The sequence below is a fragment of the Rhizobium sp. Leaf341 genome, assembly GCF_001424325.1.
In the GTDB taxonomy this organism is placed as follows: domain Bacteria; phylum Pseudomonadota; class Alphaproteobacteria; order Rhizobiales; family Rhizobiaceae; genus Ferranicluibacter.
The window spans coordinates 888,694-915,592 of the sequence record NZ_LMPE01000003.1; the positions used below are offsets into that span (position 1 = coordinate 888,694).

A 26,899-nucleotide genomic window follows, 5' to 3' on the forward strand; every position below is an offset into this window, starting at 1 on the left:
GCGCTTCGGGAAAGGCCTCTCTTTGGACAGGCTTCTCTTCTGACAGGGATGCCAGATTCTTCCAAGGGCCGACTTGCATTCCGTTTGGATATTGCCGATATGGAGATCGGGAGGTTGGTGGTGGACGAGCCACTCGCCAACCGGGTCAGGTCCGGAAGGAAGCAGCCCCAACGAGCCCGGCACGGGTCATCGTGCCAGCCTCCCACCCTCAGGGTCTTCGTGGAAGTCCCTGAACCACCAGACCATGGCCGCCCGTTCGCAAGCTCGCTGCCGCGTCTAAAGCTTGCCGACCGTCCGGACAGACGGAACGAGCGGCGGGGCGCATGACCGACATCACCACGACATCTCCTGACGCAGCCACCGCCCCGGTCGAGAAGCCGGCGGCTTACAGGGTTCTTGCGCGGAAATATCGCCCGAAGGACTTCTCCGACCTGATGGTCGGACAAGAGCCAATGGTCCGGACGCTGACCAATGCGTTCGAGACGGGGCGCATCGCGCAGGCCTACATGCTGACGGGTGTCCGCGGCGTCGGCAAGACGACCACGGCCCGCATCCTCGCGCGCGCATTGAACTACAAGACCGACGACATTGACAAGCCGACGATCGATCTTCGCACGCCGGGTGAACACTGCCAGGCGATCATGGAAGGGCGCCATGTCGACGTGATCGAGATGGACGCCGCGTCCCATACCGGCATCGACGATATCCGCGAGATCATCGAGCAGGTGCGCTATCGGCCGGTTTCCGCGCGCTATAAGGTTTACATCATCGACGAGGTGCACATGCTCTCGACGCAGGCCTTCAACGGACTGCTGAAAACGCTCGAAGAGCCGCCTGAGCACGTGAAATTCATCTTCGCGACGACCGAAATCCGCAAGGTTCCGATCACCGTCCTATCCCGGTGCCAGAGGTTCGACCTGCGGCGTATCGCGGCGACCGATCTGGTCGGCCTTTTCTCCACCATTCTCGGCAAGGAAGGCGTCACCGCAGAAGCCGAGGCGCTGGCCATGATCGCGCGCGCTGCGGAAGGCTCGGCCCGTGACGGCCTTTCGCTGCTCGACCAGGCGATCGCCCATGGCGGCGGAATCGTTGCCGCGGATGCGGTGCGGAGCATGCTCGGCCTTGCCGATCGCGCCCGTATTGTCGACCTCTTCGGCCATGTGGTGCGCGGCGACGTGAAAGCGGCGCTCGAGGAGTTTGCCTTTCAGTACAAGGCCGGTGCCAGCCCGTCTGTCGTCCTGACCGATCTTGCCGATTTTACGCATCTCGTGACCAAGCTGAAGTTTTCCTCGGAGGCCGCCAACGACCAGTCGCTCAGCGAGGTCGAGCGGATTCGCGGTGCGGAATTTTCTGCTGCCGTCGCCGTCTCCACTTTGTCGCGGATCTGGCAGATGCTGCTGAAAGGCATACCGGAGACGGAAAACGCCGCCCGGCCTGCCGGTGCCGCCGAAATGGTGCTAATCCGGCTGACGCATGCCGCCCACCTTCCCTCGCCGGAAGATGCGGCCCGCCGGCTGCTGGAAATGTCGGGCAGCGATGCCGCGCGGCCGGCCCCCCGGGGGGCGGGATCGGGCGTGGGTGGTACGCCCGGGAACGGCCATGCGAGCGGCAATGGTACGATGGCATCCGCCGTTGCCCAGCAGGGTTACGGACAGGGTCAGGGCAGTGTCACGGCGCGCTCCGGCGAACCGGTCACGCCATCGCGATTGACGGCCAACGGCGCGGCCATGCTGCGTGCGGTGCCCGAGGCCGAGCTTCCCGCGGCACAGGAGCGTGGTCAGGTCGACCTGAAGCCCGAGCCGGCGCCGGCGGCTCCCGTCGTTCCCCTGCGCTCGGTCGCCGATATCGTCGACCTCTGCCAGAAGAACCGTGACATCCTCTTGAAGACGCTGGTGCGCAATTTCGTGCGTCTCGTGCGGATCGAACCGGGCCGGCTGGAAATGAACGTTCCCGATGACGCGCCGAAAACGCTGGTGACCGACTTGCAGCGGCGGCTGGAGGAGTGGACCGGCATCCGCTGGATGGTGACGGTGAGCCGCGAGCCCGGTCTGCCGACCATGGTGGAAACCGAAGCGGCCGCGAAGGAAGAACGCTTCAACGATGCGCGTCAGGATCCGGACGTCGCAGCCATCCTCGCCCGCTTCCCCGGCGCCAAGATGGTCGATGTCCGCATCAAGGTATCGGAGGTCGAACGGGACGAGACGCCGGAGATTGTTGCGGTGGCCGAGTCCGAAGAGGGCGACATTCTTCCCGGTGACGACATAGAACACTGATCCAACCGGATATGAGAAGAGGAGACGACGGACGATGCGCGATATCATGGGCATGATGGGCAAGGTCAAGGAAATGCAGGCCAAGATGGAGAAGCTTCAGGAGGAAATCGCCCTTCTCGAAGTGGACGGCACCTCCGGAGGGGGCCTCGTCACCGTCCGGCTCGATGGAAAGGGCGCCTTGAAGAGCATCAAGATCGATCCGTCCCTGTTTAAGGAAGACGAGGTCGAGATCCTCGAGGATCTGATTGTCGCCGCGCACAAGGACGGCAAGGACAAGGCGGAGGCGATCACGGCGGAAAAGACGCGCGAACTGACCGCCGGCCTGCCGATTCCGCCCGGAATGAAGCTGCCTTTCTGAGGGCTGCCGGGTCAGAGGTCCGGCAGGAATGCAGGCCCGACCATGCGGACCTTGCGCGGAAACCTTGGAATATCCGTTCGCGTACCACGCAGGCCGACGTCGGAGAACAGTCCTCTGTCCGGCCTTCCTTCCAGCGTCGCGAGAACGGTCGGCCCCCGATCTGGCGCTGCTTCGGAGCCGGTCTGGGGCGCTGTCGCAGGCATGCTTGCGGCGGACATGGGTCGAAAGTCGGCAGAAAAGATGCGGCTCGCATCGCAGGTTTTCGCCTGTTCGGCCTTTCGGTAAAGACCTGCCACATCGAGATCCCGATAGCGTCTCCCGGTCGAGAGCGAGACCATGTCCATCGGCTCGCCATTCCCATTCGGCTGCTGGAAGACATCCATGTTCGCCGTGGTGCAGATGGCCCTGCACTGTGCCGCAAGCCGTTCGGCCGAGGCGCGACGAGGGCTGAATCCGGAATTGGGCGTCGGGAAGTAATAGCCGTCCGAAAGACGAACGCAGAACGTGGCCGCGCGTGTCGCCGCGGAGAGCGCCGGGCGGGCAGTGGACGCCTCGGCCTTGGCAAGCTGCCGGATGATGCGTTTCGGCGAGATCGCCGCGTGGGTCGCGCGACCATCGGCCTTGCAGGTGGATGGCAAGGCCGAAAGCGCCGCTCGGGCCTGTGCGATACGGCCAGCCACCTCCCGGCAGACAAAGCCGCCGTTTTCGAGATCGCAACCATGCTTCTGCGCCATCGTCCTGTTCGTGGCAATCTGACGCTGGAGGCGGGCCGCCTCGACGCCGGAGGGCGCGCAGGTTCGGGCAAGGCTGTGGCTCGCGGGAACCGCGGCGAGGAGAACCAGCGCCAGATATCCCGCTTGCCGTCTGATCCTGCTCGCCCACGTCATTGCACGCTCCCGTCAGCTGCCTTGGTCGCGAAGGACATAACGGAGCCCGACGGCGTCGCGAAGCGGTTCCTTAAGGAATGGTTAAGGCTGGAGCGCTTCAAGCTGCGCACGAACCCGCTCGCTGATCGGGGCCGCCCGGTAACGCGCGCGCTCTGCGTCGGAAAGCGTCTTGACCGCGGTGGCAAGCATCTCCGGCATCGTGATCCGAGGCCCCTGGAACGCATGAAAGACGACGCGTTCCCCGGCGCACATCATGCCCGGACGCAGTACGCGGCAGTAGAAGCCCGGCCGGCCGACCCTCCGGAACCTGCGCGCAAATCCCGGATCGTTGAACCGAAGTGCGAGCGTGGAACAGGGGATTCGGGTGGAGGTGACCTCCAGCGTGACGGTGTCCGTCTCGAAGCGATCGCCGACCGCGATTGCTCGGCTGTCGACGTCCGAGACAACGAGATTTTCGCCAAACAGGCCGGGCGGGACGGCATGGCCCAGTTCCTCTGCCCAGGCGTCCAGATCCAGCGAGCCGAGGCCGTAGACGGCCTGATCCGGACCGCCATGATGTTTCCGATTGCACACCGCATCGCCCGCCAGCCCCGCGGCATCCACGATAACGGCACCGCCCTGGGGATGCTTGACGATCCCGGTCTTTGCGATCTTGCCGCCGATGACGGTGGCATGGCCGACGCAGACGGCGTCTATCTTCATGGCTTACCCTTTTCGTGCGTGGTCGCCGATCATACCTGCGCGGTGCAAAGCATTTTCACTCCACCCGCATATGGGATAGAACGCGCCTCATGGCAAAGCGAGTCACCGGCCCCGAAATCGAAAAACTCATCCAGCTTCTGGCGAAGGTACCAGGGCTCGGCCCCCGCTCGGCCCGTCGCGCGGCTCTCCATCTCGTCAAGAAGAAAGACCAGCTGCTTGGGCCGCTCGCCGATGCGATGAGCGAGGCGCATCGGAAGGTCCGCATCTGCTCCTGCTGCGGCAATGTGGATACGAGCGACCCTTGTAGCGTCTGCACGGATGCACGGCGCGACCATAGCTGCATCATCGTGGTCGAAGACGTGGCCGATCTCTGGGCACTGGAGCGCACGGGTGCGATGAACACGGCCTATCATGTGCTCGGCGGCACGCTGTCGCCGCTCGATGGCGTCGGCCCCGACGACCTGAACATCCGTGGACTGGTCGATCGCGTCGTCAAGGGCGAGGTGCGCGAGCTGATCATCGCCGTGAACGCAACCGTCGAGGGCCAGACGACAGCGCATTACATCACCGACCAGCTCGACGGGCTGGACGTCCGCATCACCCGGCTTGCCCACGGCGTCCCCGTCGGAGGCGAGCTTGACTATCTCGACGACGGCACACTGACCGCGGCTCTGCGGGCGAGGACGGCAATCTGACATGACATTCCCCCGACTTCCCGGCCTTCGCCATTTCCATCGCCTCGGCCTCGCGGCTCTCGTCTGCGCGTGCACAGCCATTCCGGCGCTGGCCGCTTCGAAGGCCGAGACCGAAGCGCAGTTCCGGCGCTGGCTGCAGACCGATCTCTGGCCGCAAGCTCAGAAGGGCGGCGTTACCAGGAACGAGTTCGACACGGCGTTTGCCGATGTGAAGCTCGACTGGGACCTCCCGGACCTAGTGCCGCCGGGCGCAAAACCGCCAGGCGACCAGAAACAGAGCCAGGCGGAGTTCGCTTCTCCCGGCGCCTATTTCTCGGAAAAGCGCCTGCAGGGCCTCGCCGCAACCGGTCGGAGCCTCGCCTCGACGCACGCCGCGACGCTGCGGCGGATCGAGAAGACCTATGGCGTGCCCGGCCCGATCGTGCTGGCGATCTGGGGCCGCGAGTCGGGCTTCGGGCGGGCGAAGATCCCCCATCCCGTGCTCGATGTGCTTGCGACCAAGGCCTTCATGTCCACGCGCAGTGAACTCTTCACCCGCGAGCTCGTCTCGGCCCTGCATATCTTGGCCAGCGGCGACGTCGCCGAGGCCGACATGCGCGGATCCTGGGCGGGTGCCATGGGCCAGCCGCAGTTCCTTCCCTCGAGCTTCCTCTCCTATGCCGTCGATTTCGATGGCGACGGGCGGCGTGACATCTGGAATTCTGTGCCGGACGTCCTTGGCTCCATCGCGCATTACCTGTCCGAAAAAGGCTGGCAGCGCGGTCGTGACTGGGGCTTCGAAGTGTCGATCCCGCGGACCGTTTCCTGCGCGCAGGAGGGGCCGGATCTTGCAAAGCCGTTCGGGCAATGGGCCGCATCCGGGATCGCCCGTGTTTCCGGCAAGGCCTTTCCACGCAGTGACGCGAAGGAGAGTGGCATGATGCTGGTGCCGGCCGGTCGCCATGGCCCGGAATTCCTGGTGACGCCGAATTTCTACGTCATCAAGGAATACAACAATTCCGATCTCTATGCGCTCTTCATCGGCAATCTCGCCGACCGGATCGGCGCGAATGGCGGTGCGTTCGAGGGTAGCTGGGGCGACGTCGGAAAGATGCTGCGCTCCGATGTCCTGACCATGCAGAAACGGCTCGAAGCCCAGGGTTACGACATCGGCAAGGCCGATGGGCTGGCCGGCTACAAGACAAGGCGCTCGCTCGGCCAGTGGCAGGAGAAAAACGGGCTTGCAGCGACATGCTTCCCAGACGCCGGTCTCAAGGCCAAGCTGCGGTAGACCATCGCCTCAGTGACCGATGTCGACCGGCCGCTTGAACTGTTCGTATTCGTGCGGCAGGATCGTCTGCCGCTCGATCATGCGATGCACGTAAGGGGCCGTTTCGCCACAATGGAGCGCGCGGAGCTGCTCGTAGATTGCCGCATCGTCCTTGGTGCGCCGCTGATTGTGGCGGACATACTCGACCCAGGTCGGCACATGGTAGGTCTCGGTCCAGATCTCCGGTCGCTCGAGGTCGCGCATCAGTGTCCACTGGCCGGCACCGTCGCGGATCCGGACACGGCGACGTTCGGTCATGATCGACAAGAACGCCTCGACGTCCGCAGGATCGATCTCGTAGTCGATCATCACGACGATCGGCCCGCTTCTCGGTTTCAGATCGAGCTTGAGCATTGGTTCGGTGAAACTGCCCAGGGGATCGAGATTGAGCGCCTTGAATTCCGGCAAGGCAAACCGCAGGCCGACGGCTGCACCGACCAGCATGACGGCTGCCGAGCCGACAAGGGCCGTTGCAGGACCGTAGTTTTCCGCGGCCAGGCCCCAGACCCAGCTGCCAAGCGCCATGCCGCCGAACGTGGTCGTCTGGTAGAGCGAAAGAGCCCGCGCCACCACCCAGCGCGGCGTGGACAGCTGTACGGTCGTGTTGAACAGCGACAGGGCCAACACCCAGCCGGCACCCGATAGAAGCATGGCAAGGCTTGTGAGGACTTCCGACCGACTGACGGCGGCGATGACGGCGGACAGCCCGAAGCCGACGAAGGCAATGCGCACGACGGCTTCGCCGGCCAGACGCTCGCGCAGCCGGGCGCTCAGCAGCGCACCGCCGATCGCACCGATTCCGAAGGCGCCGAGGAGGACGCCGTAGGTCAGCGGTCCGCCGGCCACGAGATCGCGCGCAACCAGCGGCAGAAGGGCCAGGATCGCGCTCGCCGACAGGCCGAAGAGGAAGCCGCGCAGCATGACCTTCAGGATGTTCGGCGACATCGCGACATATCGCAGCCCTGCCCCGACGGCCCGTGCCAGGGGCTCGCGCGGCAGGGCGTTGAGCGCCGGCGTCCGTTTCCAGCGCAACAGCGCATAGATCAGCGCGAAATAGGTGAGCGTGTTCACCGCGAATGCCGCCGCTGCGCCGGCTGCCGCCACGATGACGCCCCCGATGGCCGGGCCGACGCTGCGCGTCATGTTGAAGCCCATGCTGTTCAGCGACACGGCTCCCGGCAGATCCTCGCGCGGGACGATATCGCCAACGGAGGCCTGCCAGGCCGGGTTGTTCAGCGCCGTTCCGCAGCCGATCAGAAAGGTGAACGTCAGCAGTAGCCAGGGCGTGATCAGACCGAACCAGGCGAACGCCGTCAGCAGCGCCGATACGACCAGCATGAAGAGCTGCGCGACCAACATGATCCGCCGCCGGTCGAAACTGTCCGCCAGCGCGCCCGAGATCAGCGAGAACAGCATGATCGGCAGCGTGACCGACGCCTGCACCAGTGCAACCATGTTCACCGACGTCGAGATGGACGTCATCATCCAGGCGGCGCCGACGGACTGGATCAAGCCGCCAAAGTTCGAGGCAAGGCTGGCGATCCAGATGATGCGGAAGGTCTCGTGGCGGAATGGCGCCAAGGGCGATGATCGATCCGGCACGGCCGTCTCCTCGTTTATGCGCAGCCACCTTGACGAGACCGCCGATATGCCATGGCGGCACGACCGTGATGCGGGCGGCGGCCTTTTCAGGATGTCTGATGTCCTCTTGACGCAATGTAGCCCGGACACCTGCTGCGGCAACCCGCGGCAGCGCGCCGATTTCGCCCAAGGGACGCTCGCGGGTCGCTCGGGGACCGCGCAAGGGTCACATCCCGCGCGGCGCTTGCAATTGCGGCGGATGCAGCGTATATGACGCTCAAATTCTTGATCGGTTGATGAAGAGTGGGCCCGTCAGGACCCGCTCTTTTTTATTACCATCATGACAGACCTTGCATGACGGGAGACAGTGCTTGTCCGACATCGACACGGCAGAAATGCAGCAGGAACCGCGCCTGATCACCGAGACCGGGATCGATCGTCGCGTGGCCGACATTATCGAACCCGTGCTGATCCCGATGGGCTACCAGCTGGTACGCGTCAGGCTTTCGGCCCAGAATGGTGCAACGCTGCAGATCATGGCGGAACGGACCGACGGCACGATGACGGTCGAGGATTGCGAAACCGTCTCCACCGCGATCTCGCCGGTGCTAGACGTGGACGATCCGATCGGCAAGGCGTATCATCTGGAAGTGTCTTCGCCGGGCATCGACCGGCCGATGGTGCGCAAGGGCGATTTCGTCCGCTGGACCGGCCATCTCGTGAAATGCGAGACTTCGGTTCTGGTCGAAAGCCGCAAGCGCTTCCGCGGCGTCATTCGGAGCGCGGACGCGGACGGCTTCACGATCGAGCGCGACCAGCCGGGTCCGGACGAGGCGCCGATGGTCACGGTGCCGTTCTCCGCGCTGGCAGAAGCCAAGCTGATCCTGACGGACGACCTGATCCGCGATGCACTGACCGCCGACAAGAAGGCCAAGGCTGCACGCGAAGCGGCCAACGAGAATTTCGAAGACATCGACGGCGACGACGAGACCCCTTCGCAGCAATGACAAGCGCCCGGCCGGCGCTTCAGCTTCGAAGCCCGGCCCGAGAGGCACCACCCGGACTATTCGACCTACGGAGACATACCCCATGGCAGTCAGTGCTAACCGGCTCGAACTTCTGCAGATCGCGGATGCCGTCGCGCGCGAAAAGGTGATCGACCGCGAAATCGTGCTGGCCGCCATGGCCGATGCGATCCAGAAGGCGGCACGCTCCCGCTACGGTTCGGAAAGCAACATCCGCGCCGACATCAACTCCAAGACCGGCGAAATCCGCCTTCAGCGTCTCCTGGAAGTTGTCGAGGTTGCCGAAGACTACGGCACGCAGATTCCCCTGGAACTGGCGCGCGACCGCAACCCGGATGCAAAGCTCGGCGACTTCATTGCCGACCCGCTGCCGCCGATGGATTTCGGCCGCATCGCTGCCCAGTCCGCCAAGCAGGTCATCGTCCAGAAGGTCCGCGAAGCGGAGCGTGACCGCCAGTTCGACGAATACAAGGACCGCATCGGCGAGATCGTCAACGGCACGGTCAAGCGCGTCGAATACGGCAATGTGGTCGTGGACCTCGGCCGCGGCGAAGGCATCATCCGCCGCGACGAGATGATCCCGCGCGAGAACATGCGCTATGGCGACCGGGTCCGCTCTTATGTCTACGACGTTCGTCGCGAACAGCGCGGTCCGCAGATCTTCCTGTCGCGCACGCATCCGCAGTTCATGGTCAAGCTCTTCACCATGGAAGTGCCCGAAATCTACGACGGCATCATCCAGATCCGCTCGGTCGCCCGTGACCCCGGTTCGCGCGCCAAGATCGCCGTCATTTCCAACGACTCGTCGATCGATCCGGTCGGCGCCTGCGTCGGCATGCGCGGAAGCCGCGTCCAGGCTGTCGTCGGCGAGCTCCAGGGCGAAAAGATCGATATCATTCCGTGGAGCCAGGATCCCGCATCCTTCATCGTCAACGCCCTGCAGCCGGCCGAAGTGGCCAAGGTCGTGCTTGACGAAGATGCCGAGCGCATCGAGGTCGTCGTGCCCGACGAGCAGCTGTCGCTCGCGATCGGTCGTCGTGGCCAGAACGTCCGTCTCGCGTCGCAGCTGACCGGCTGGGACATCGACATCATGACCGAAGCCGAAGAGTCCGAGCGTCGCCAGAAGGAATTCAACGAGCGCACGAACCTCTTCATGGAAGCGCTCGACGTGGACGAGATGGTCGGCCAGGTTCTGGCGTCCGAGGGCTTTGCCCAGGTCGAGGAGCTCGCCTTCGTAGAACTCGACGAGATTGCCTCCATCGAAGGCTTCGACGAGGAGACCGCGAGCGAGATCCAGACACGTGCCCGCGAATATCTCGACAGGCTGGAAGCCGAGATGGATGAAAAGCGCAAGGAACTCGGCGTTGCCGACGAACTGCGCTCCATCAACGGCATGACCGGTCAGATGCTCGTGGCCCTGGGTCAGGACGGCATCAAGACGATGGAAGATTTCGCAGGCTGCGCCGCCGACGACCTCGTCGGCTGGTCGGAGCGCAAGGATGGCGAGACCAAGCGTTTCGAGGGCCTGTTCTCGAAGCTCGAAGTTTCGCGCACCGAAGCGGAAACCATGATCCTCGAAGCACGCCTTGCTGCGGGCTGGATTACGGAGGAAGACCTTGCACGCGAGACCGAGGCACTCCAAATAACGGAAGGTAGCGAGGAGGACGAGGCGGAAGCCGCGTCCTGATCCTCATGAATGCCGCACCCGACCAGCCCGAATGGGCAACGGACGATCCCAGCGTCCCCGAAGACGCGGATGACGACTTGCCGCTCAACGGCCGCATGTGCATCGTCACCCGCAAGAGCGGTCCGGCCGATGACGGCCTGATCCGCTTCGTTGCGGGGCCGGACGGCCGGGTGGTCGCGGATCTGAAACGCCAGTTGCCGGGACGCGGCTGCTGGGTCACGGCCGAACGGGCGGTTCTCGAGACGGCGATCAAGCGCAAGCTTTTTGCCCGGGCGCTCAAAACGGCAGAGGCCAAGCCCGGTCCCGAACTCCTGGACGAGGTCGACAGGCTGCTGGTTCAGCAACTTGTCGGCATGATGAACATGGCGCGCAAGGCCGCGCAGTTCATCACGGGGGCTTCGAAGGTCGAGCAGGCCGTCCGCGGGATGGCGGCCATCGCCACCTTCCACGCCTCCACGGCCGCACCCGACGGTGTGCGGAAGATTGACCAGGCGCGCAAGGCCATCAGCTTTGCTGCCGATGACGGTGAGCAGATACCCACGTTCCGCTTCTTCACCGGAGAGGAATTGGATACGTTGCTCGGAAGTAATTCTTTTATCCATGCCGCAGCGCTTGCAGGGCAGGCGGGTGAGGGTGTAGTGAAGCGCGCAAACATGCTGGAACGATACCGGGGCGAAATGTCCCCCCGTGCCTTCGGCGACGCTTCCCAGCCGACATCATGACGCGGGACACCGGCTACGGCCGTGACGACCGCAATACAGTAAGACGACAATCGAACGACGGGGTCTGGTGATACGCATCCGGCTTCGATCTGAGGAACGGAACGGAATGACCGATAACAACGACGACAAGACCCTGAGCGGAGCCGGCAAGAAGACTCTGACGCTGCGCCCCTCCGGCGTGAGCCAGGGCACAGTCCGCCAGGACATGGGCCGCGGCCGCACGAAGGCTGTCGTGGTCGAAACCCGCAAGCGCCGCCCCACACGGCCCGAAGACGAGAAGCCGGTCGCACCGATCGCCTCGGCTCCGGTCCGCGCGCCGCAGCCGCGCCCGCCGGAAACCCGGCCGATGCAGCAGACGTCGGTTCGCCCGCAGCCCCAGGCTCCGCGGCCCGATCCTGCGCGTCCGCGCACCGGTGTCGTCCTGAACCAGCTGTCAGCCGGTGAAATCGATGCACGCCGTCGTGCGCTTGCCGAAGCGCAGATCCGCGATGCCGAGGAAGCCAAGGCACGCGCAGCGGCCGAGGAACAGCGCAAGATCGAGGAAGCGGCCCGCCTGAAGCGCGAAGCCGAAGAGGCCGCACGCCGCGAGGCGGAAGAAGCTGCCCGTCCTGCGGCAGAACGCGAAGCCGAGAAGGTGGCCCTGGCCGCTGCTGCCGAAGCCGAAAAGGCTGCGGCCGCTGCAGCAGCCGCTGCTCCGGTTGTCGAGCGCCCTGCCCCCATCATCACGACGGATGCCAATGGCGTCCGCACCCGCCGCACCAACGAAGCCGAGGAAACGCGCCCTGCCCGTCCCGGCGCGGTACCGGTCCGCGGCAAGCCCGTTCGTCCCGAGCCGGCGAAGGCTCCCGCCCGCCCGAAGACCGAGGAAGAACGTCGCAAGGGCAAGTTGACCCTGACGGCCGCGCTCGATGACGACGGCAATGCCCGTGGCCGCTCGCTCGCCGCCATGCGTCGCCGGCAGGAGAAATTCCGCCGGAGCCAGATGCAGGAAACGCGCGAAAAGGTCATGCGCGAAGTTATTCTGCCGGAAACCATCACCATTCAGGAACTTTCGCAGCGCATGTCCGAGCGCGCCGTCGACGTCATCAAGTACCTGATGAAAGACGGCCAGATGATGAAGCCCGGCGACGTCATCGACGCGGATCTGGCGGAAATCATCGCTGCCGAATTCGGCCACACGGTCAAGCGCGTATCGGAATCCGACGTTGAAGAAGGCATCTTCAACCAGGCCGACGATGCTGGTGAAATGGTTTCGCGCCCTCCGGTCGTGACGATCATGGGCCATGTCGACCATGGTAAGACCTCCCTGCTCGACGCCATTCGCCAGACAAGCGTCGTCTCCGGCGAGGCCGGCGGCATCACGCAGCACATCGGTGCCTACCAGGTCGAACAAAACGGCCAGAAGATCACCTTCATCGACACGCCCGGTCACGCGGCCTTCACAGCCATGCGTGCCCGCGGTGCGCAGGCAACCGACATTGCGATCCTCGTGGTCGCGGCCGACGACAGCGTCATGCCGCAGACGATCGAATCGATCAGCCATGCAAAGGCGGCCGACGTTCCGATCATCGTGGCGATCAACAAGATCGACAAGCACGAAGCCAACCCGGACAAGGTTCGTCAGCAGCTGCTGCAGCATGAAGTGTTCGTGGAGTCGCTCGGCGGTGAAGTCCTCGACGTCGAAGTCTCGGCCAAGAACAAGGTCAATCTCGACAAGCTGCTCGAGGCGATCCTGCTGCAGGCCGAAATTCTCGACCTCAAGGCCGACCCGAGCCGGACGGCCGAAGGTATCGTCATCGAAGCCCAGCTCGACCGCGGTCGCGGCTCGGTTGCGACCGTGCTCGTCCAGAAGGGCACACTGAAGCCCGGCCAGATCATCGTGGCCGGCGACCAGTGGGGCCGTGTCCGTGCCTTGGTCACCGACAAGGGCGACCACGTCAAGGAAGCGGGCCCTGCGACCCCGGTCGAGGTTCTCGGCCTGTCGGGCACCCCGGCTGCCGGCGATCGTTTCGCGGTCGTTGAAAACGAAAGCCGTGCGCGCGAGATCTCCGAATATCGCCAGCGTCTGACGCGCGACAAGGCGGTTGCCCGCCAGTCCGGCCAGCGCGGTTCGCTCGAGCAGATGATGAGCAAGCTTCAGAACACCGGGTTCAAGGAGTTCCCGCTGGTCATCAAGGGCGACGTGCAGGGTTCGGTCGAAGCCATCATCGGCGCGCTCGATCGTCTCGGAACCGACGAAGTACGGGCCCGGATCGTGCATTCGGGCGCCGGTGCAATCACCGAATCCGATATCGCGCTTGCGGAGTCCTCGGATGCCGCGATCATCGGCTTCAACGTTCGCGCCAATACCCAGGCCCGTCAGGCGTCCGAACGTTCGGGCATCGAGATCCGTTACTACAACATCATCTACGATCTGGTGGATGATGTGAAGGCAGCGATGTCGGGCCTGCTTTCGCCGGAACGTCGCGAGACCTTCCTCGGCAACGCCGAAATTCTGGAGGTGTTCAACATCACCAAGACCGGCAAGGTCGCGGGTTGCCGCGTGGTCGAAGGCAAAGTCGAGCGTGGTGCGGGCGTCCGCCTTGTGCGCGACAACGTCGTCATCCACGAGGGCAAGCTCAAGACCCTCAAGCGCTTCAAGGACGAAGTCTCCGAAGTGCCGGTCGGTCAGGAATGCGGTATGGCCTTCGAAAACTACGAAGACATCCGTGCCGGCGACACGATCGAGTGCTTCCGCGTGGAGCACATTACCCGGACGCTGTAAGGCCAAACCGGATTTCCAATTTGAAAATGGCGGCTGCGGCCGCCATTTTCATGTCCGGTCGCCAGAGGGCGAGAAGCTGCGAGCCAAGCGGGGGTGAGATCACCCTCCATACCGCCAGCACATCGCGGAAGGAGCAGAAACGTGAACCACGGAAAACCCCGCATCAGCATTGTCTATTGCACGCAATGCAACTGGCTTCTGCGCTCCGGCTGGATGGCACAGGAGCTGCTGCAGACCTTTTCCGATGCGCTTGGCGAAGTGGCGCTCCTTCCCGGAACAGGCGGCATCTTCGAGATCCGGGTCGATGAGACCCTGATCTGGGAGCGCAAGCGGGACGGCGGGTTTCCAGGCCCCAAGGAGCTGAAGCAACGGGTGCGGGACATCATCGCGCCGGAGCGTGACCTCGGCCATACAGATCGGCCCGCCTCTTGAGCTTCGCAGCGCTTGCCGGCGTCTTCGGTGCTGCGTTCCTGTCCGCCACGCTTCTTTTCGGGCTTTCGGAAGCGGCTGTCATCGCGGCGCTGCAGAATCCCGAGCTGCCGCGCGGCATCGTCTTCCTCGTGGCCACCGCCGGCAACGTCTGCGGTGCCGTCGCCACATTCGTGCTGGGCCGCTTTTTCCTGCGTTTCGAGGCGCGGCGGTGGTTTCCCGTCTCGCCGGAGAACCGGGCGCGGGCAGAGGCCATTTTCCGGAGATACGGGCAGCCGGTTCTGCTTCTCTCCTGGCTCCCCCTTATCGGCGATCCGCTAACGCTTGCGGCCGGGATTCTGCGCATGCCGTGGCTTGCCTTCCTTGTCTATGTCACGATCGGCAAGGCAATCCGCTATGGCTTTCTGGTCTGGGTTTTCGGTTGAGGCAACTTCAGTAACCGATTTCTTATTTTACCGCTTCCGTAACCGTCGCGCGGCTTTGATGCATCGTGGGTTTTAGGGTACTTCTGCCGCGAACACCGGTGCCATAGAGCATCATCTGAAGACACAGGAGCCCCAAGTCCCATGAGCCTGAAATTCGGAACCAGCGGGCTGCGTGGCCTCGCCATTGATCTCGAGGGTCCGGCAGCCGCGCTCTACGCCACGGCATTCGCGCACATGCTCCTATCGACCGGACAGGCAAATCCCGGCGATACGGTCCTCATCGCCCGCGACTTCCGTGCTTCCAGCCCCGCGATCTCCGCCATCGCCGCGGGCGCACTGCTGCGCGCCGGCCTTTCCGTGCTTGACTGCGGCACCGTACCGACGCCGGCGCTTGCGCTGTATGCCCTCACCACGCGCTCGGCCGCCTTGATGGTCACCGGCTCCCACATCCCTGCCGACCGCAACGGCATCAAGTTCTATCGACCTGATGGAGAGATCGCGAAGGATGACGAACTGGCGATCACCGAGGCCGCGGACAGGCTTCGTGCGAGCGCCGGGGCGGTGAACGCCACGCCCGCCGAGGTCCCCGATATCGAAGCCGCCGTGCGCGATCTCTTCGTCGCGCGAAACATGGCGCTTCTGCCGGACCGCGCGCTCGCCGGCCTCAAGGTCGGCGTCTACCAGCATTCCACGGTCGCCCGCGATCTCTTCGTCGATGTGCTCACGCGCTACGGTGCCGATGTGGTGCCGCTCGGGCGATCCGACAGCTTCATTCCGGTGGACACGGAGGCGGTCTCCCCCGAGACGGTTGTGGCCCTGCGCGGCTGGGCGAGCGAGCACGGCCTGGATGCGATCGTCTCGGCGGATGGCGACGGTGACCGGCCGCTCTTGAGCAACGAGCGTGGTGAGCCGATCAGAGGCGATCTTCTCGGCCTGATCGCGGCCGAGTTCCTTGGCGCGACCATCGCGGTTACACCGGTCACCTCGAACTCCGGGCTGGAACGGCGGGGCACGGTGGAGATTCTACGGACCCGCGTCGGCTCCCCTTTCGTCATTGCCGGCATGCAGGATGCGGTGATGTCCGGGCATGCCTGCGTGGTCGGCTTCGAGGCGAACGGCGGGACATTGACGGCGAGCGATGTGACGGTGAACGGCACACGGTTGGCCGCACTTCCGACGCGCGATTGCTTTCTCCCGGTCTTGGCAGCGCTTTTCCAAGCCGCAGAGCGTCGTGTGGCGCTTTCGGCGGTTGTTGCAGGGTATGACCTGCCCATTGCCCTCAGCGACCGCCTGGAGCGGTTTCCGGTCGAGACGAGCGAGGCCCTGATGACGCATCTGCGCCGTGGTCCGGCAGAGCTTGCCGCTTTTCTGGCGCCTGTGGGCACACCGGCTCTCGTCAGCGATATCGACGGTCTGCGGATTACGCTCCAGGACGGTGCGATCCTTCACCTCCGCCCGTCCGGAAACGCACCGGAAATGCGCTGCTATGTGGAAGCGGCCACCGAGACGAAGGCAAAGGCGCTCCTGGCCGACGGTCTTGCGCTTATCCGCGCCTTCGCCCATCAACGGGCCGAAACCTGCAGCAGCGCAACGAGCGCGGCAGAATGAAAATTGAACATTAACAATACTTTGCAGCGACTGTCGCGAAAACTTCAAAAACGCTGTTGACACCGGACGCCCGGCCTTTTACATCCCCGCTCGTCGCCCAGATGGCGGAATTGGTAGACGCGCCAGCTTCAGGTGCTGGTACCCGAAAGGGTGTGGAGGTTCGAGTCCTCTTCTGGGCACCAAATTCCCGAAAATGACCCACAAAGCCCTGCTTCTGCAGGGCTTTTGGCGTTTGAAGCCTTGTCGAGCACGCGCTCCGTGGCCGGCACCGAAAGACGCTTCTCGTGACAGTCTGCTGCGTCGTCGCCGGAACAATCGTCACAAAACTCTTACTTTTCATCCGGCAGAAGTCACGCTTCTCATTCAGCCTGTTTTCGCATTTCCTTGAACATGTTCCGATGATTCGCGGCACGCGTGTTTTGCGCGCCGAGGGAGGGGACATGAAAGCTTCATGATCAAGCGAAGGGGTGTCGCAATGGGGAAATACGATAGCGTGGAAAACTGGGCCGTGCTGCGGGCACAGCAGATCCTGATGCGGGAAGGCATGGACCTTGCCGTCTCGGTGCGCGATGCCAATACGGGGGCGGTTCGCGCGAAGGGAAAGCTTCTGGCCATGGCGATCGCCGCATCTCTGATGGAGGCGTCCGCTTCCTCGCTGCGGAATGACGCCACCCCCTCGATGTAGGGATTGCTGCACCTTCGCGATGGCCTTACAGATCGCGCCGTGACTGGTGGGCTGTTCCCGCAGAAAAGAAGGAGAACGTCATGTCGTTCATTTCGGATATGGCGCTCGAGCAAACGCAGATCGATGTCGTCTATCGGGCCCTCGATCTCTGGTGTCGGGAGATCGGCACGCCGATCGACAGTGCGGACGGTCGCGATGTCGCGACCGTTCTCCTCGGACTTTACAAGACAGGCCATACCAGCGAAACGGAGTTGTTGGCGGCGATGCGCAGGATCAACGTCGACGAACGCTGACCCTGTCATCTCCGGATGCAAAACCGATGCGAGCGGTTCTAGTTGTTGGTGACGGGTTTCGAGCGCATGCGGGAGACGGTTTCCCGCTCGGCGCGCTTGCAGCGCACGGGTGGCAATCCGCGATCCATCAGATCCATGTCTTCCAGCACCATGTCGCCCATTTTCTTGAAGGCGCTGTCGAGCGCCCCGGCCCGGTGCGCCGAGCGTAGAAAGCCAGGCAGGCCGCGAACCTTGTGGTCGAGCGGCAAGGGTTCCTCCGGAAAGACGTCGCTGGCCGCAACGATGTGACCTTGCTCGACGGCGGCCATCAGATCTTCGAAATCCACGACATTGGCGCGGCTCAGCAGAATGAAGGCCGCGCCCTTCTTCATCTTGGAAAATGCGCGCGCGTCGAGGAAGCCTTCGTTCTCGCTGGTCACGGCCGCAACGACAAAGATGAAGTCGCTTTCGGACAATACGGTGTCGAGATCCGCCGGGATGACGCCGTTGTCCTTGAGGATGGACGCCGGCAGCCAGGGATCGAACACCCGCGTCACCGTCCGGAAACCGGTGAGGACACGGTTGAGCGCCTTGCCGAGGTCGCCAAAGCCGATGATACCCACCTGGGAGCCGCTCAGGAGCCTTGCAGTCCGGTTGCCGTCCCCGCCCCAAAGTTCGCGACCCTGCCGGAAGTCCAGATCGGCATCCACCAGACCACGCGCGATTCCGAGCGCCATGGCGAGGCCCAGTTCCGCAACAGGCTCTGCAAAAACCTGCCCTGTGGTGACGACATGAATGCCCCGTTCGAAGAGCACCTCATAGGGCATGTTGTTGATCAGGTTGCTTTCGACATTCAGAATGGAACGCAGCCTGGGCATGCGTGCGAGCGTAGCGGCATCGAGCGGTGGCTGGCCAAGGACATAGCGCGCAGCGCCAAGGATATCGCCATCCAGACTGGCGACGGTTTCGGCCTCGACTTCGATGACCCGATATCGGTCGTGGAGTACGCCAAGGGCGTCCGTTGTGAAGATGAGATCGAGCGTTCGCGGCTCGGGTGCGCTGATCACCAGCGGCTTTTCGTTTCCGGACATTCGCGTTCCTCCCGCATTGTCGGCGCTCGCATCGTTCGAGAGCGCGTGTCGTCCGAGATCGCACCCGGACAGGTTCACCAGCTCTGCGGCTGATGCCCTTTCCGTAGCAGACGATGGGCCCATGCGAAATTGCGGGTTGCGGGAATGAGACGGGTTAATAATTCAGGCCGCGAAGCTGCCGATACGTCGAAGGCGGCAGGCGGGGCGAGACGAACTCCGGGCCGCCGTTGCGACTGCAGACATTGACCGTGTCATAGCGCGGCCCGCGTGTGGGCAAGATGTTGCCCAGCGCACGATCGATCAGCACCTGTTCGCAGCGCAGGTTGCTGGTCATGCCGATCGGATCCTCCGGTTTGACACCCGGCAGATTGTCGAACGTCAAGCCGGGTTGGCGCGGTTCGGCAGCATGTGTGACCGACGCGATGCCGAGAAAGAGCATGATGCCGACGCCTGCGAGCAGGGCATGTGTGCAGATCCCGTGTCCCATGGCTTGCGCCCCTTTTCGTTCGTTTGTCGTCCGGTCCCCGGTGCCGACCTGCTGTTCTCGCGGCGAGCCAACGCTATCGCATCGCAAGCCGTTCCGCGCTATACCGCCGGCTTGGGCCGGTCAAATGCGGGCAACACGACCATTCTCCGTCCGTGGCCTTGACGAGGCCGACGGCCTGCCCGGCCAGACCGTATCATGATGTGGGGACGTGCATGCCGAATACAATCCGGTTTCACGAAGGCGATATCGCCGCTCAGGACGCCGCGCGCTACAATGGCGCAATCGCCGTGGATACGGAAACGCTTGGTCTCGTGCCGCGCCGCGATCGTCTGTGTCTCGTGCAACTGTCACCCGGAGACGGGACGGCCGATATCGTGCGGATCGCCCCAGGGCAGACGACGGCGCCCCATCTCGTTCACATGCTCGCAGACCCCGCCCGGCAGAAGATCTTTCACTATGGACGCTTCGATATTGCCGTGCTCTTCCACACCTTCGGCGTCACCACCACGCCTGTGTTCTGCACCAAGATCGCCTCGCGTCTGTCGCGCACCTACACCGACCGCCATGGCCTGAAGGACAACCTGAAAGAAATGCTGGAGGTCGACATCTCCAAGCAGCAGCAGTCGTCCGACTGGGGAGCGCCGGTTCTGACCCCGGCCCAACTGGACTATGCGGCCTCCGACGTTCTCTACCTGCATGCTCTGCGCGACAAGCTGAACCAGCGCCTGATCCGGGATGGCCGGATCGACCACGCGGAAGCCTGTTTTGCGTTTCTGCCCACGCGGGCAAAGCTCGACCTGCTCGGATGGGACGAAACGGACATTTTCTCGCACAGCTGAAGCCGCGCCTTCAGATCTGTACCGGCTTGCGCACGACGCCGAGGCGGGCCACGACCTCCTTTGGGATCCGGTAACGCTCGATGGCGTCCCGATTAGAGCGAAGACCACACATCTCGCGCTGGATGAAGAACGACCAGACAACATCGGCTGCGGCATCCAGCAGGGCCTCACGCCGCTCCGGCGTGGTCTCGGGATCGTCGAGCGCCTGCAGCGCGCCGATTGCCTTTTCCACTTTCAACCCGTGTCGTCCCAGCGCGTCCGCGCGCTCGGCCATCAGTTCATACTCGAGGATATCCAGCCCCGTCGACCGCGCGGCGCCCGGATTTCTGAACGATTGCGGCGGTTTGACCGACATCGCGGACCCTCCCTCTGCTCTGCGGCTCCAAGAGCCGGATCGCCCGTCCTGCCGCCCTCGTCTGCAGAGGACGCGCAGGGTCTGATTTGGGGCGCCCTCCTCCCGCTGGCAAGAGGATCGCCGCGGTCCAGCGCCCTCGACCTCGACCTCGACCTTATCGGGCCTGCGCGCGAACCTCCTCGAACGACCAGTCCTTGAGAAGGCGGCCATCCTGCCATACGGGCTTCAGCTGATTTTCGCGGCCGCCGAGCGCGTCAAGCCGCACGGCCTCTAACCCGGCCAATCCTGACACGACGGCCTGACGCCCGGCCTTGGAGGCCTTGACGTTCATGGTGGCTGGCCGCTTCCAAACGTCGTGCCAGCGCCCGGCCGTATCCTGGCGGGCATTGGCTTTCATGGCAAAGGCATAGGTATCGCGGTTCACCTTCTGGAGAATACCGCCGCCCATGGCAAAGGTCATATTCTCGGCGGAATAGCCGAAGGCTTCCAGCCGGCTCAAGATCTGGTTCATATCGGCCAGCGTGATTCCGTCGCCCTGGATAACCCGGACGCATCGATCGAGCACCTTGAAACCCTTGCGGTTCTGCGTCGCGCCGAACCGGTAGTCGAGTTGCTGGACCACTTGGACCGGGGTCTCGATCGGATCGCCACTGTCGGGGCGGATATAGACCGTCGCCCCGCTGGCCTTGACGGTGTCGCGCAGCTGCTTGCCCCAGATGAAGGATACCGCTGTATTGATGTCGTAGCTGTCGGAAACGACGGCAAAGGCGCCGGAGGGCGCAAAGCGGGCGACCATGTTCTCGTAGGCATCCGCCTCGTGGTCGCCGCCCCAGGCCGTCATGGTCGAATGCTCGGAGGCCGGCATGGAGCGACCGGCCATGGCCGCACCGTAGCAGCGGCGCGCGGTGAGCACGCCCGACAGCGTATCCGTCCCCGTGAAATGGACGAGATGCGCGGCGCCACCGATGCCGGCCTGCTCGAAAGCGCCGACGCCGCGCGCGCCGTAGTCGAGGAGGCGCGACGGCAGAAGGAGGTCGGGCTCGTCGGCCGTCCGTTCGAGCGCATCGCGCAGCGCCAGCTTGACCTTGCGGACGTTGCTGGCCACCGAGGACGGATACCAGACAGCGCGCAGCAGTGCCGTTTCGATATGCGACGTCAGCCACCAGCAGGCGGGATCGGTGTTGACGACCTGAACCAGCGGCACGCCGCGGCGCGTCAACGTGCCCTCCGGCAAAGCCTCGATCCGCAGCGGAAGATAGCCCCCATGCACGTTGACGATATGCGTCCAGCCGGCACGATCGAACGGCAGGCCATGGGCCTTCGCGATCTCTTCGGCCTCTGCCACGTCGCTTGCCGTCACGGGGCGGCTCAAGACATCCTTGAGGAAAATCTGCAAGCCGAAGAAGACCACGTCGATGAGATCGCTCCCGCCACGGGTCTCGATGTAGGAGGAGATGGCGGCCGTCTCCGGCGGATATTGCAGGAAATGGCTGAGCTTGTAGCTATCGGTATTGAGGATGAGATTGTCCCAGTTCATGTCATGCAGCCTTCCGTCCATCGCGTGATATGCATCGGCATCTCGCTAAGGATATCGTAACCATATTGCGCTAATCTGGAGACATTCATGCCTCGCCGGCTCTTTTGCCGGTTATGCTGCCTCCAGATGTTTTCTGGCGGGCATGCGCATGACGCGCCCCTCGACATCATGCCGCCGGTTCTCCCGGCGCTCCTGAACCCGCCGGCCGGCAGGGCGTTTGTTCCCTGCGTTCGTTTCGCATCAATCGCACCCGGTCGAGACCGGACATTGACGGAGACTGCCATGCAGACATCGACCGCCATCTCCCGAAGTGCCCCCGCAGCCTTGACCGACGGCGGCACGGCAAAAGACCGGCAGGCGCTCCCTGCAGCGGCAACGAAGCGGTTCGACACCATCCTTCATGTCATCGAGATCGTCCTGCGCGACATGCCGAATGCGGATCCGGCGACGCGTGTCGCGCTGGCCCGCCTGACGGACGCGCTGGCCCGGATCGTCGATCTTCCTCCACAGCCACAGGAAACCCTGCGCGATTTTACCCGCCGCCTCGCTGCCCATATGGACGTTTTGCCGCCCGCCGCGCGGGCGCTGATCGAAAAGCAACTGAACCAGCAGCCGCTTCTCGCCGCTCTGAAGATGCTGGTGGAAACGTTGCGGCCGGCGCTGACAATCGATCTCCGGATCGACATGCCGCTGACACGCGATGGCCTTTGGCATCCCGACGCCGTCTCCGCCCTCTTCCCGGACGAAGACGACAGACCCGCGTTCCATCAGCCGACCATCCAGGTTCCGCTGCCGACCCGCATGGCCTTCTCCCAGGCACCCGGCGTTGCGCCCGGCGCACCGCACCTGCAGCAGGCGCTTGGAAAGGCCTTCTCGCCGGAAACGACGGGGCCTTCGTCCGGGCGGCCGGAACAGGCACCCGATCCACGTCCTGTAATGGAGCCGTCCGGCCGGACCGGCAGTCCCTTGCAGACTGCAAACGAACCCGTGCCGCCGCTGCGAAAGGCGGTGGCATTCCTCGCGTCCGACGCACAGGCGCTGGCGCAGGCTGCCGCCATTGCGAGGGATCAGTCCCGTCACGGGGTTCGTGACATGGCCCATGACATGACCAGCGACATGCCGCGCGAGATGCGCCGGGACATCCCGACCGCCTTACCTTCCAAGCCGCTTCCGCAAGGGCAGGATGGCACCGGTCCAGCGGAGAGCAACGTTGGGGACAATGCCCGTGGCGGGCTTCCGGCGATGCAGCCCTCTGCGGACAGGGACGGCACGATCGTTGGCGCGACCCATCGGGGCAGTGCCCAGTTCGCGTCTGACGGGATGGGGCCTGCCGGGGCGGGGCCTGCCGGGCTTGGCCGCGGTACGGCTCCGGTTCCCGAAACGCCCGTCGATGGAGCAGGGATCGCGACGTCCTTCTCAGCCGTAGACGATCCTGAAGAGCGGCTGGCGCAGCAACAGTCCATCGGCAACCAATCTCACATGCCGGATCATCCGGCATCCCTGCGCACGTCAACGGCGCTCGGACCGGCGTCCTCGGGGCCCGTCGTTCTCGAACGTTATGGTTCTACGCAGACTGCCTCCGCCTCATCGCCCGCTGATCATATGGACAGCAGGCCTCTGTCGGCAGCGCCCCGCACTTCCGAGACGATCACCTTTCAGGCTCGGCCGCTCGTGCCCGCGCAGGTTGACGCTCCGCACGGTCACCGCCCCGAAAGCTCGCAGGCAAGCGGCCCTGCCCAGCGCAACGGCGACGCTGCCGATGCCCTTGCCCGCCGGATCGACGCGATCCCACCGCAGGTGGAAATCGCCCTGATGACGCCGGGAATGCGCGAGGTTGCGAATGCCATCGGACAACTCGATGAATGGGAAACGCTGTTCTATATGCTGTCCGGAAGCCTCGGCGAGACGCCTGAAGCCCTTCTGCCGCAGGAAACGCTCCGTGCCGCAGACCATCCGGCAGACGCCACGGCGGCGCGCCCGCAGAATAATCACAGCACCGAGTCGGACCTGTTGACGGTCATGGACGAGGACCGCGCATCACGCGGGCTCGCGCCGCAGGCGACGCACGGCGAAGACATCGCGCCCCTCCCCGGTCCGCCTCGCGGCCTTGACGCCATACTCGCCCGGGAGGCGGTCGGTTACGCCTTTGTCCCCTACTTGACCGCTGCCGATGCCGGCAAGACCGAGGATGAGGAGCCGCGCGCCCAACGGCGGGATGACGAAGCTGGTTTCGCCCAGAGCGAGGATGGCGATACCAGCGGAAACGACCGTGAAGCAACGTCGGATAAGGACGAAGCGGCCCTTGCCGAGACAGCTCCACCCGACGAGCAGGCGGAGGTCGGCCGAACGGACGAGATGGCGGACGGTGCGCGCCATGACGCTTACGATCTGTATCAGCGCCTCTCGGACCTCGCCTGAACGGGCACAGCCCGCGAGCGGGGCATGGCCCGGATCGACACAAGGAAAAGGCCCGCGGCGAGGGATCGCCGCGGGCCTTTTTCGTTCAAACGCGGTTCAACAGGACTGTTGAACGGACAACGATTACTCGTTGCCGCCGCGGTTCTTGAGGGCGGCGCCCAGGATGTCGCCGAGCGATGCGCCCGAATCGGACGAACCGAACTGTGCGACGGCTTCCTTCTCTTCGGCGATTTCCAGCGCCTTGATCGAAAGCATGACCTTGCGGTCCTTCTTGGAGAAGTTCGTGACGCGGGCGTCTACGGTCTGGCCGACCGAGAAACGCTCGGGACGCTGCTCGTCACGGTCGCGCGACAGGTCGGCACGACGGATGAACGAGGTGATGTCCTCGTGGTTGACGAGACGAACCTCGAGGCCACCGTCGTTGACGGCCGTAACTTCGCACGAGACGACGGCGTTCTTGCGCAGTTCGCCGGACGTGGCGGCTTCGCCGACCGAGTCCTTGCCGAGCTGCTTGATGCCGAGCGAGATGCGCTCCTTGTCGACGTCCACATCGAGAACGACGGCCTTGACCATGTCGCCCTTGTTGTATTCCTCGATGACCTGCTCGCCCGGACGGTTCCAGTCGAGATCCGACAGGTGCACCATGCCGTCGACGTCGCCGTCGAGGCCGATGAACAGGCCGAATTCGGTCTTGTTCTTGACTTCGCCTTCAACTTCCGTGCCAGCCGGATGGCTGTGCGCGAAGGCCTGCCACGGGTTCTCGAGCGTCTGCTTGAGGCCGAGCGAGATGCGGCGCTTGGTCGGATCGACTTCGAGAACAACAACGTCGACTTCCTGCGTCGTGGACAGGATCTTGCCGGGATGTACGTTCTTCTTGGTCCAGGACATCTCCGAGATATGGATCAGGCCTTCGATGCCCGGCTCCAGTTCGACGAATGCACCGTAGTCGGTGATGTTGGTGACGGTACCGGAGATCTTCTTGCCGACCGGGTACTTCGCACCGATGCCATCCCACGGATCGCTCTCGAGCTGCTTCATGCCGAGCGAGATGCGGTGCGTTTCCTGGTTGATGCGGATGATCTGAACCTTGACCTGCTGGCCGATGTTCAGGATCTCGGACGGATGGTTGACGCGGCGCCATGCCATGTCCGTCACGTGCAGCAGACCATCGATGCCGCCGAGATCAACGAACGCACCGTAATCGGTGATGTTCTTGACGACGCCGTCAACGACCTGGCCTTCTTCGAGGTTCTGGACGATTTCAGAACGCTGCTCGGCACGGGACTCCTCGAGAACCGTCCGGCGCGAAACCACGATGTTGCCGCGACGCTTGTCCATCTTGAGGATTTCGAAGGGCTGCGGGTTGTGCATCAGCGGGGTAACGTCGCGAATCGGGCGGATATCGACCTGCGAGCGCGGCAGGAAGGCAACGGCACCATCCAGATCGACGGTGAAGCCGCCCTTGACCTGGTTGAAGATGACGCCTTCGACGCGTTCGCCGGCTTCGAACTTCACTTCCAGACGCATCCAGCTTTCTTCGCGGCGAGCCTTCTCGCGCGACAGAACGGCTTCGCCCAGAGCGTTTTCGATGCGCTCGACATAGACTTCGACTTCATCGCCGACCTTCAGCGTGCCGTCCTTGGCCTTTGCGCCGAATTCCTTCAGGGCAACGCGGCCTTCGACCTTGAGGCCGACGTCAACGATCGCGACGTCCTTCTCGATGGCCGTGATCACACCCTTTGTGACGTAGCCTTCGGCCAGATCCTGCTGGGCAAAGGATTCCTGCAGCAACGCTGCAAAATCGTCGCGGGTGGGTTGTGCTTGAGACATGAATACTCCTGGTCGTGCCATCTGGCACGGGCGCCGGGGGTTTGCGTTGATCATGTCCGATGACCGCCCGCTCCCGATCGGCCCCATAGGGCATCATATCGGGAACAATTCCGGCGCGGGGACGGTCGGTTCGGACTGCTAGATTGCTAACGCGGCGTCGATCACTGACTTCGCCGCTGAAAACGCCGCCTCTATACCCATTTCCGAGGTATCGATCAAGTGCGCGTCTGCAGCGGGGCGCAAGGGGCTGTCGGCACGGCCCATGTCCCGCTCGTCCCGCTTGATGATATCGGCAAGGACCGAAAGATAATCGGCAGGAACGCCGTGCGCCGTCATCTCGTCGAAGCGGCGCCGCGCCCGCACCTCCGGCGAAGCGGTGACGAAGAGCTTGACCTGGGCTTGCGGACAAACGACCGTGCCGATATCGCGCCCGTCGAGCACCGTGCCCGGGGTCTGGCTGGAAAATGCCTTCTGCGCCTCGACCAGCGCACGGCGGACCGCCGGCATCACCGCGATCTTCGACGCGGCTTCGCCGATCTGGTGCGAGGCGAGGACCGAGCGGTCGAGCCCGGCAAGATCGACCTGGGAGGCCATCGCCTCGGCGACGCCCTCGTCATCGAGCGGCATGGCTGCATCGAGCAGCGCCTTCGCAGTGGCGCGATAGGTCAGTCCTGTATCAAGGTGGTAAAAGCCGTAGGTTTCGGCAATGCGACGCGACAACGTTCCCTTGCCCGCCGCAGCCGGGCCGTCGATGGCGATAATGAATGTCATGCTTCACCCGAATCAAGAAACTTCGCCCGAAGGGATCTCCAGCAGAGACCGGGGAAAAGCAGGAAACCGGGAGAAGGCGTAATGACCGCCGCAGCGATGCCGCCTCCCGATGGACGAACCGTCTCCATCCCCCACCGAACGCACTTTTG

General features: G+C 64.0%; 24 protein-coding genes, 1 tRNA gene and 1 other RNA gene. 17 read left to right on the forward strand and 9 right to left on the reverse strand.

What is annotated here, in order from left to right; all coding sequences use genetic code 11:
* Positions 1 to 109: 109 nt before the first annotated feature.
* The 3 genes from ffs to ASG03_RS05785 all read left to right on the forward strand — a co-directional run bounded on the left by ffs (position 110) and on the right by ASG03_RS05785 (position 2,631).
* An RNA gene (gene ffs, locus ASG03_RS05775) (signal recognition particle sRNA small type) lies at positions 110 to 206 on the forward strand.
* A gap of 117 nt (positions 207 to 323) precedes the next feature.
* Positions 324 to 2,273 (forward strand): DNA polymerase III subunit gamma/tau, encoded by a 1,950-nt coding sequence (locus ASG03_RS05780; RefSeq protein ID WP_062692789.1) that lies wholly within the window; start codon positions 324 to 326, stop codon positions 2,271 to 2,273.
* A 34-nt stretch (positions 2,274 to 2,307) separates the two neighbouring features.
* A complete protein-coding gene (locus tag ASG03_RS05785; RefSeq protein WP_062692791.1) occupies positions 2,308 to 2,631 on the forward strand; it encodes a YbaB/EbfC family nucleoid-associated protein in 324 nt (107 codons plus the stop codon).
* 11 nt (positions 2,632 to 2,642) lie between these two features.
* Here ASG03_RS05785 and ASG03_RS05790 read toward each other — a convergent pair whose 3' ends face one another.
* Positions 2,643 to 3,518: a DUF2865 domain-containing protein gene (locus ASG03_RS05790; RefSeq protein ID WP_062692793.1), complete on the reverse strand. Its 876-nt coding sequence runs from the start codon at positions 3,516 to 3,518 to the stop codon at positions 2,643 to 2,645.
* An 81-nt stretch (positions 3,519 to 3,599) separates the two neighbouring features.
* On the reverse strand, positions 3,600 to 4,220 hold the full coding sequence (locus ASG03_RS05795; protein ID WP_062692796.1) for an MOSC domain-containing protein: 621 nt from the start codon (positions 4,218 to 4,220) through the stop codon (positions 3,600 to 3,602).
* An 89-nt stretch (positions 4,221 to 4,309) separates the two neighbouring features.
* On the opposite strand from ASG03_RS05795, the gene recR reads away from it, so the two are divergent.
* Positions 4,310 to 4,915: a recombination mediator RecR gene (gene recR, locus ASG03_RS05800; protein WP_062471090.1), complete on the forward strand. Its 606-nt coding sequence runs from the start codon at positions 4,310 to 4,312 to the stop codon at positions 4,913 to 4,915.
* Between the two features lies 1 nt (position 4,916).
* On the forward strand, positions 4,917 to 6,185 hold the full coding sequence (locus tag ASG03_RS05805; protein WP_062692798.1) for a lytic murein transglycosylase: 1,269 nt from the start codon (positions 4,917 to 4,919) through the stop codon (positions 6,183 to 6,185).
* 9 nt (positions 6,186 to 6,194) lie between these two features.
* Here ASG03_RS05805 and ASG03_RS05810 read toward each other — a convergent pair whose 3' ends face one another.
* Positions 6,195 to 7,826, reverse strand: coding sequence for an MFS transporter (locus ASG03_RS05810; RefSeq protein WP_062692800.1), 1,632 nt, complete (start codon positions 7,824 to 7,826; stop codon positions 6,195 to 6,197).
* 350 nt (positions 7,827 to 8,176) lie between these two features.
* Here ASG03_RS05810 and rimP point away from each other — a divergent pair, with 350 nt between their 5' ends.
* From rimP to ASG03_RS05860, 10 genes are all read left to right on the forward strand, one after another.
* Positions 8,177 to 8,812 carry a ribosome maturation factor RimP gene (rimP, locus tag ASG03_RS05815; protein ID WP_062471098.1) on the forward strand — a complete coding sequence of 212 codons (636 nt, stop codon included), beginning with the start codon at positions 8,177 to 8,179 and terminating at the stop codon, positions 8,810 to 8,812.
* 82 nt (positions 8,813 to 8,894) lie between these two features.
* The gene (gene nusA / locus ASG03_RS05820) at positions 8,895 to 10,517 is read left to right on the forward strand and encodes a transcription termination factor NusA (protein ID WP_062692803.1); all 1,623 of its coding nucleotides are present in this window, start codon (positions 8,895 to 8,897) and stop codon (positions 10,515 to 10,517) included.
* 5 nt (positions 10,518 to 10,522) lie between these two features.
* Positions 10,523 to 11,239: an RNA-binding protein gene (locus ASG03_RS05825; RefSeq protein WP_062471104.1), complete on the forward strand. Its 717-nt coding sequence runs from the start codon at positions 10,523 to 10,525 to the stop codon at positions 11,237 to 11,239.
* Positions 11,240 to 11,345: 106 nt separating this feature from the next.
* Complete coding sequence (gene infB, locus ASG03_RS05830; protein ID WP_062692807.1) at positions 11,346 to 14,003, forward strand: translation initiation factor IF-2; 2,658 nt, start codon at positions 11,346 to 11,348, stop codon at positions 14,001 to 14,003.
* A gap of 141 nt (positions 14,004 to 14,144) precedes the next feature.
* Positions 14,145 to 14,435, forward strand: coding sequence for a SelT/SelW/SelH family protein (locus ASG03_RS05835; RefSeq protein WP_062692810.1), 291 nt, complete (start codon positions 14,145 to 14,147; stop codon positions 14,433 to 14,435).
* Positions 14,432 to 14,857 carry a YqaA family protein gene (locus ASG03_RS05840; RefSeq protein ID WP_244475167.1) on the forward strand — a complete coding sequence of 142 codons (426 nt, stop codon included), beginning with the start codon at positions 14,432 to 14,434 and terminating at the stop codon, positions 14,855 to 14,857. Before ASG03_RS05835 ends, ASG03_RS05840 begins: the two co-directional genes overlap by 4 nt.
* Positions 14,858 to 14,998: 141 nt before the next feature.
* A complete protein-coding gene (locus tag ASG03_RS05845; protein ID WP_062692812.1) occupies positions 14,999 to 16,465 on the forward strand; it encodes a phosphomannomutase in 1,467 nt (488 codons plus the stop codon).
* 95 nt (positions 16,466 to 16,560) lie between these two features.
* Positions 16,561 to 16,647 (forward strand) — tRNA-Leu (locus tag ASG03_RS05850).
* A 269-nt stretch (positions 16,648 to 16,916) separates the two neighbouring features.
* On the forward strand, positions 16,917 to 17,150 hold the full coding sequence (locus ASG03_RS05855) for a hypothetical protein (RefSeq protein WP_244475168.1): 234 nt from the start codon (positions 16,917 to 16,919) through the stop codon (positions 17,148 to 17,150).
* 80 nt (positions 17,151 to 17,230) lie between these two features.
* A complete protein-coding gene (locus ASG03_RS05860) occupies positions 17,231 to 17,443 on the forward strand; it encodes a hypothetical protein (RefSeq protein ID WP_062471119.1) in 213 nt (70 codons plus the stop codon).
* 38 nt (positions 17,444 to 17,481) lie between these two features.
* On the opposite strand, the gene ASG03_RS05865 is transcribed toward ASG03_RS05860, so the two are convergent.
* Both ASG03_RS05865 and ASG03_RS05870 read right to left on the reverse strand, forming a co-directional pair.
* Positions 17,482 to 18,513: a hydroxyacid dehydrogenase gene (locus tag ASG03_RS05865; RefSeq protein ID WP_062471122.1), complete on the reverse strand. Its 1,032-nt coding sequence runs from the start codon at positions 18,511 to 18,513 to the stop codon at positions 17,482 to 17,484.
* Positions 18,514 to 18,667: 154 nt separating this feature from the next.
* Complete coding sequence (locus ASG03_RS05870) at positions 18,668 to 19,000, reverse strand: hypothetical protein (RefSeq protein WP_062471125.1); 333 nt, start codon at positions 18,998 to 19,000, stop codon at positions 18,668 to 18,670.
* A gap of 212 nt (positions 19,001 to 19,212) precedes the next feature.
* On the opposite strand from ASG03_RS05870, the gene ASG03_RS05875 reads away from it, so the two are divergent.
* The gene (locus ASG03_RS05875; protein ID WP_062471128.1) at positions 19,213 to 19,839 is read left to right on the forward strand and encodes a ribonuclease D; all 627 of its coding nucleotides are present in this window, start codon (positions 19,213 to 19,215) and stop codon (positions 19,837 to 19,839) included.
* Between the two features lie 10 nt (positions 19,840 to 19,849).
* Here ASG03_RS05875 and ASG03_RS05880 read toward each other — a convergent pair whose 3' ends face one another.
* Positions 19,850 to 20,194: a DUF6665 family protein gene (locus ASG03_RS05880; RefSeq protein WP_062692814.1), complete on the reverse strand. Its 345-nt coding sequence runs from the start codon at positions 20,192 to 20,194 to the stop codon at positions 19,850 to 19,852.
* Between the two features lie 154 nt (positions 20,195 to 20,348).
* On the reverse strand, positions 20,349 to 21,731 hold the full coding sequence (locus ASG03_RS05885) for a nicotinate phosphoribosyltransferase (protein ID WP_062693060.1): 1,383 nt from the start codon (positions 21,729 to 21,731) through the stop codon (positions 20,349 to 20,351).
* Between the two features lie 282 nt (positions 21,732 to 22,013).
* On the opposite strand from ASG03_RS05885, the gene ASG03_RS05890 reads away from it, so the two are divergent.
* Positions 22,014 to 24,149: a hypothetical protein gene (locus ASG03_RS05890; RefSeq protein ID WP_062692816.1), complete on the forward strand. Its 2,136-nt coding sequence runs from the start codon at positions 22,014 to 22,016 to the stop codon at positions 24,147 to 24,149.
* Positions 24,150 to 24,272: 123 nt separating this feature from the next.
* On the opposite strand, the gene rpsA is transcribed toward ASG03_RS05890, so the two are convergent.
* Together rpsA and cmk are read right to left on the reverse strand one after the other, a co-directional pair.
* Entirely contained in the window at positions 24,273 to 25,979 is a 1,707-nt protein-coding gene (gene rpsA, locus ASG03_RS05895) for a 30S ribosomal protein S1 (RefSeq protein WP_062471141.1), read from the reverse strand.
* Between the two features lie 138 nt (positions 25,980 to 26,117).
* Positions 26,118 to 26,750 (reverse strand): (d)CMP kinase, encoded by a 633-nt coding sequence (cmk, locus tag ASG03_RS05900; RefSeq protein WP_062692818.1) that lies wholly within the window; start codon positions 26,748 to 26,750, stop codon positions 26,118 to 26,120.
* Positions 26,751 to 26,899: the final 149 nt, after the last annotated feature.

What these genes read in the sequence shown, in the direction of transcription:
- ASG03_RS05865 (WP_062471122.1), bottom strand. Translation starts at nt 18,513, where the DNA reads ATGTCCGGAAACGAAAAGCCGCTGGTGATCAGCGCACCCGAGCCGCGA.
- ASG03_RS05875 (WP_062471128.1), top strand. Translation starts at nt 19,213, where the DNA reads ATGCCGAATACAATCCGGTTTCACGAAGGCGATATCGCCGCTCAGGAC.
- ASG03_RS05885 (WP_062693060.1), bottom strand. Translation starts at nt 21,731, where the DNA reads ATGAACTGGGACAATCTCATCCTCAATACCGATAGCTACAAGCTCAGC.
- ASG03_RS05890 (WP_062692816.1), top strand. Translation starts at nt 22,014, where the DNA reads ATGCAGACATCGACCGCCATCTCCCGAAGTGCCCCCGCAGCCTTGACC.
- cmk (WP_062692818.1), bottom strand. Translation starts at nt 26,750, where the DNA reads ATGACATTCATTATCGCCATCGACGGCCCGGCTGCGGCGGGCAAGGGA.
- ASG03_RS05785 (WP_062692791.1), top strand. Translation starts at nt 2,308, where the DNA reads ATGCGCGATATCATGGGCATGATGGGCAAGGTCAAGGAAATGCAGGCC.
- ASG03_RS05860 (WP_062471119.1), top strand. Translation starts at nt 17,231, where the DNA reads ATGTCGTTCATTTCGGATATGGCGCTCGAGCAAACGCAGATCGATGTC.
- ASG03_RS05855 (WP_244475168.1), top strand. Translation starts at nt 16,917, where the DNA reads ATGATCAAGCGAAGGGGTGTCGCAATGGGGAAATACGATAGCGTGGAA.
- recR (WP_062471090.1), top strand. Translation starts at nt 4,310, where the DNA reads ATGGCAAAGCGAGTCACCGGCCCCGAAATCGAAAAACTCATCCAGCTT.
- infB (WP_062692807.1), top strand. Translation starts at nt 11,346, where the DNA reads ATGACCGATAACAACGACGACAAGACCCTGAGCGGAGCCGGCAAGAAG.
- ASG03_RS05870 (WP_062471125.1), bottom strand. Translation starts at nt 19,000, where the DNA reads ATGGGACACGGGATCTGCACACATGCCCTGCTCGCAGGCGTCGGCATC.
- ASG03_RS05790 (WP_062692793.1), bottom strand. Translation starts at nt 3,518, where the DNA reads ATGACGTGGGCGAGCAGGATCAGACGGCAAGCGGGATATCTGGCGCTG.
- ASG03_RS05845 (WP_062692812.1), top strand. Translation starts at nt 14,999, where the DNA reads ATGAGCCTGAAATTCGGAACCAGCGGGCTGCGTGGCCTCGCCATTGAT.
- ASG03_RS05880 (WP_062692814.1), bottom strand. Translation starts at nt 20,194, where the DNA reads ATGTCGGTCAAACCGCCGCAATCGTTCAGAAATCCGGGCGCCGCGCGG.
- ASG03_RS05780 (WP_062692789.1), top strand. Translation starts at nt 324, where the DNA reads ATGACCGACATCACCACGACATCTCCTGACGCAGCCACCGCCCCGGTC.
- ASG03_RS05795 (WP_062692796.1), bottom strand. Translation starts at nt 4,220, where the DNA reads ATGAAGATAGACGCCGTCTGCGTCGGCCATGCCACCGTCATCGGCGGC.
- rpsA (WP_062471141.1), bottom strand. Translation starts at nt 25,979, where the DNA reads ATGTCTCAAGCACAACCCACCCGCGACGATTTTGCAGCGTTGCTGCAG.
- nusA (WP_062692803.1), top strand. Translation starts at nt 8,895, where the DNA reads ATGGCAGTCAGTGCTAACCGGCTCGAACTTCTGCAGATCGCGGATGCC.
- ASG03_RS05805 (WP_062692798.1), top strand. Translation starts at nt 4,917, where the DNA reads ATGACATTCCCCCGACTTCCCGGCCTTCGCCATTTCCATCGCCTCGGC.
- ASG03_RS05825 (WP_062471104.1), top strand. Translation starts at nt 10,523, where the DNA reads ATGAATGCCGCACCCGACCAGCCCGAATGGGCAACGGACGATCCCAGC.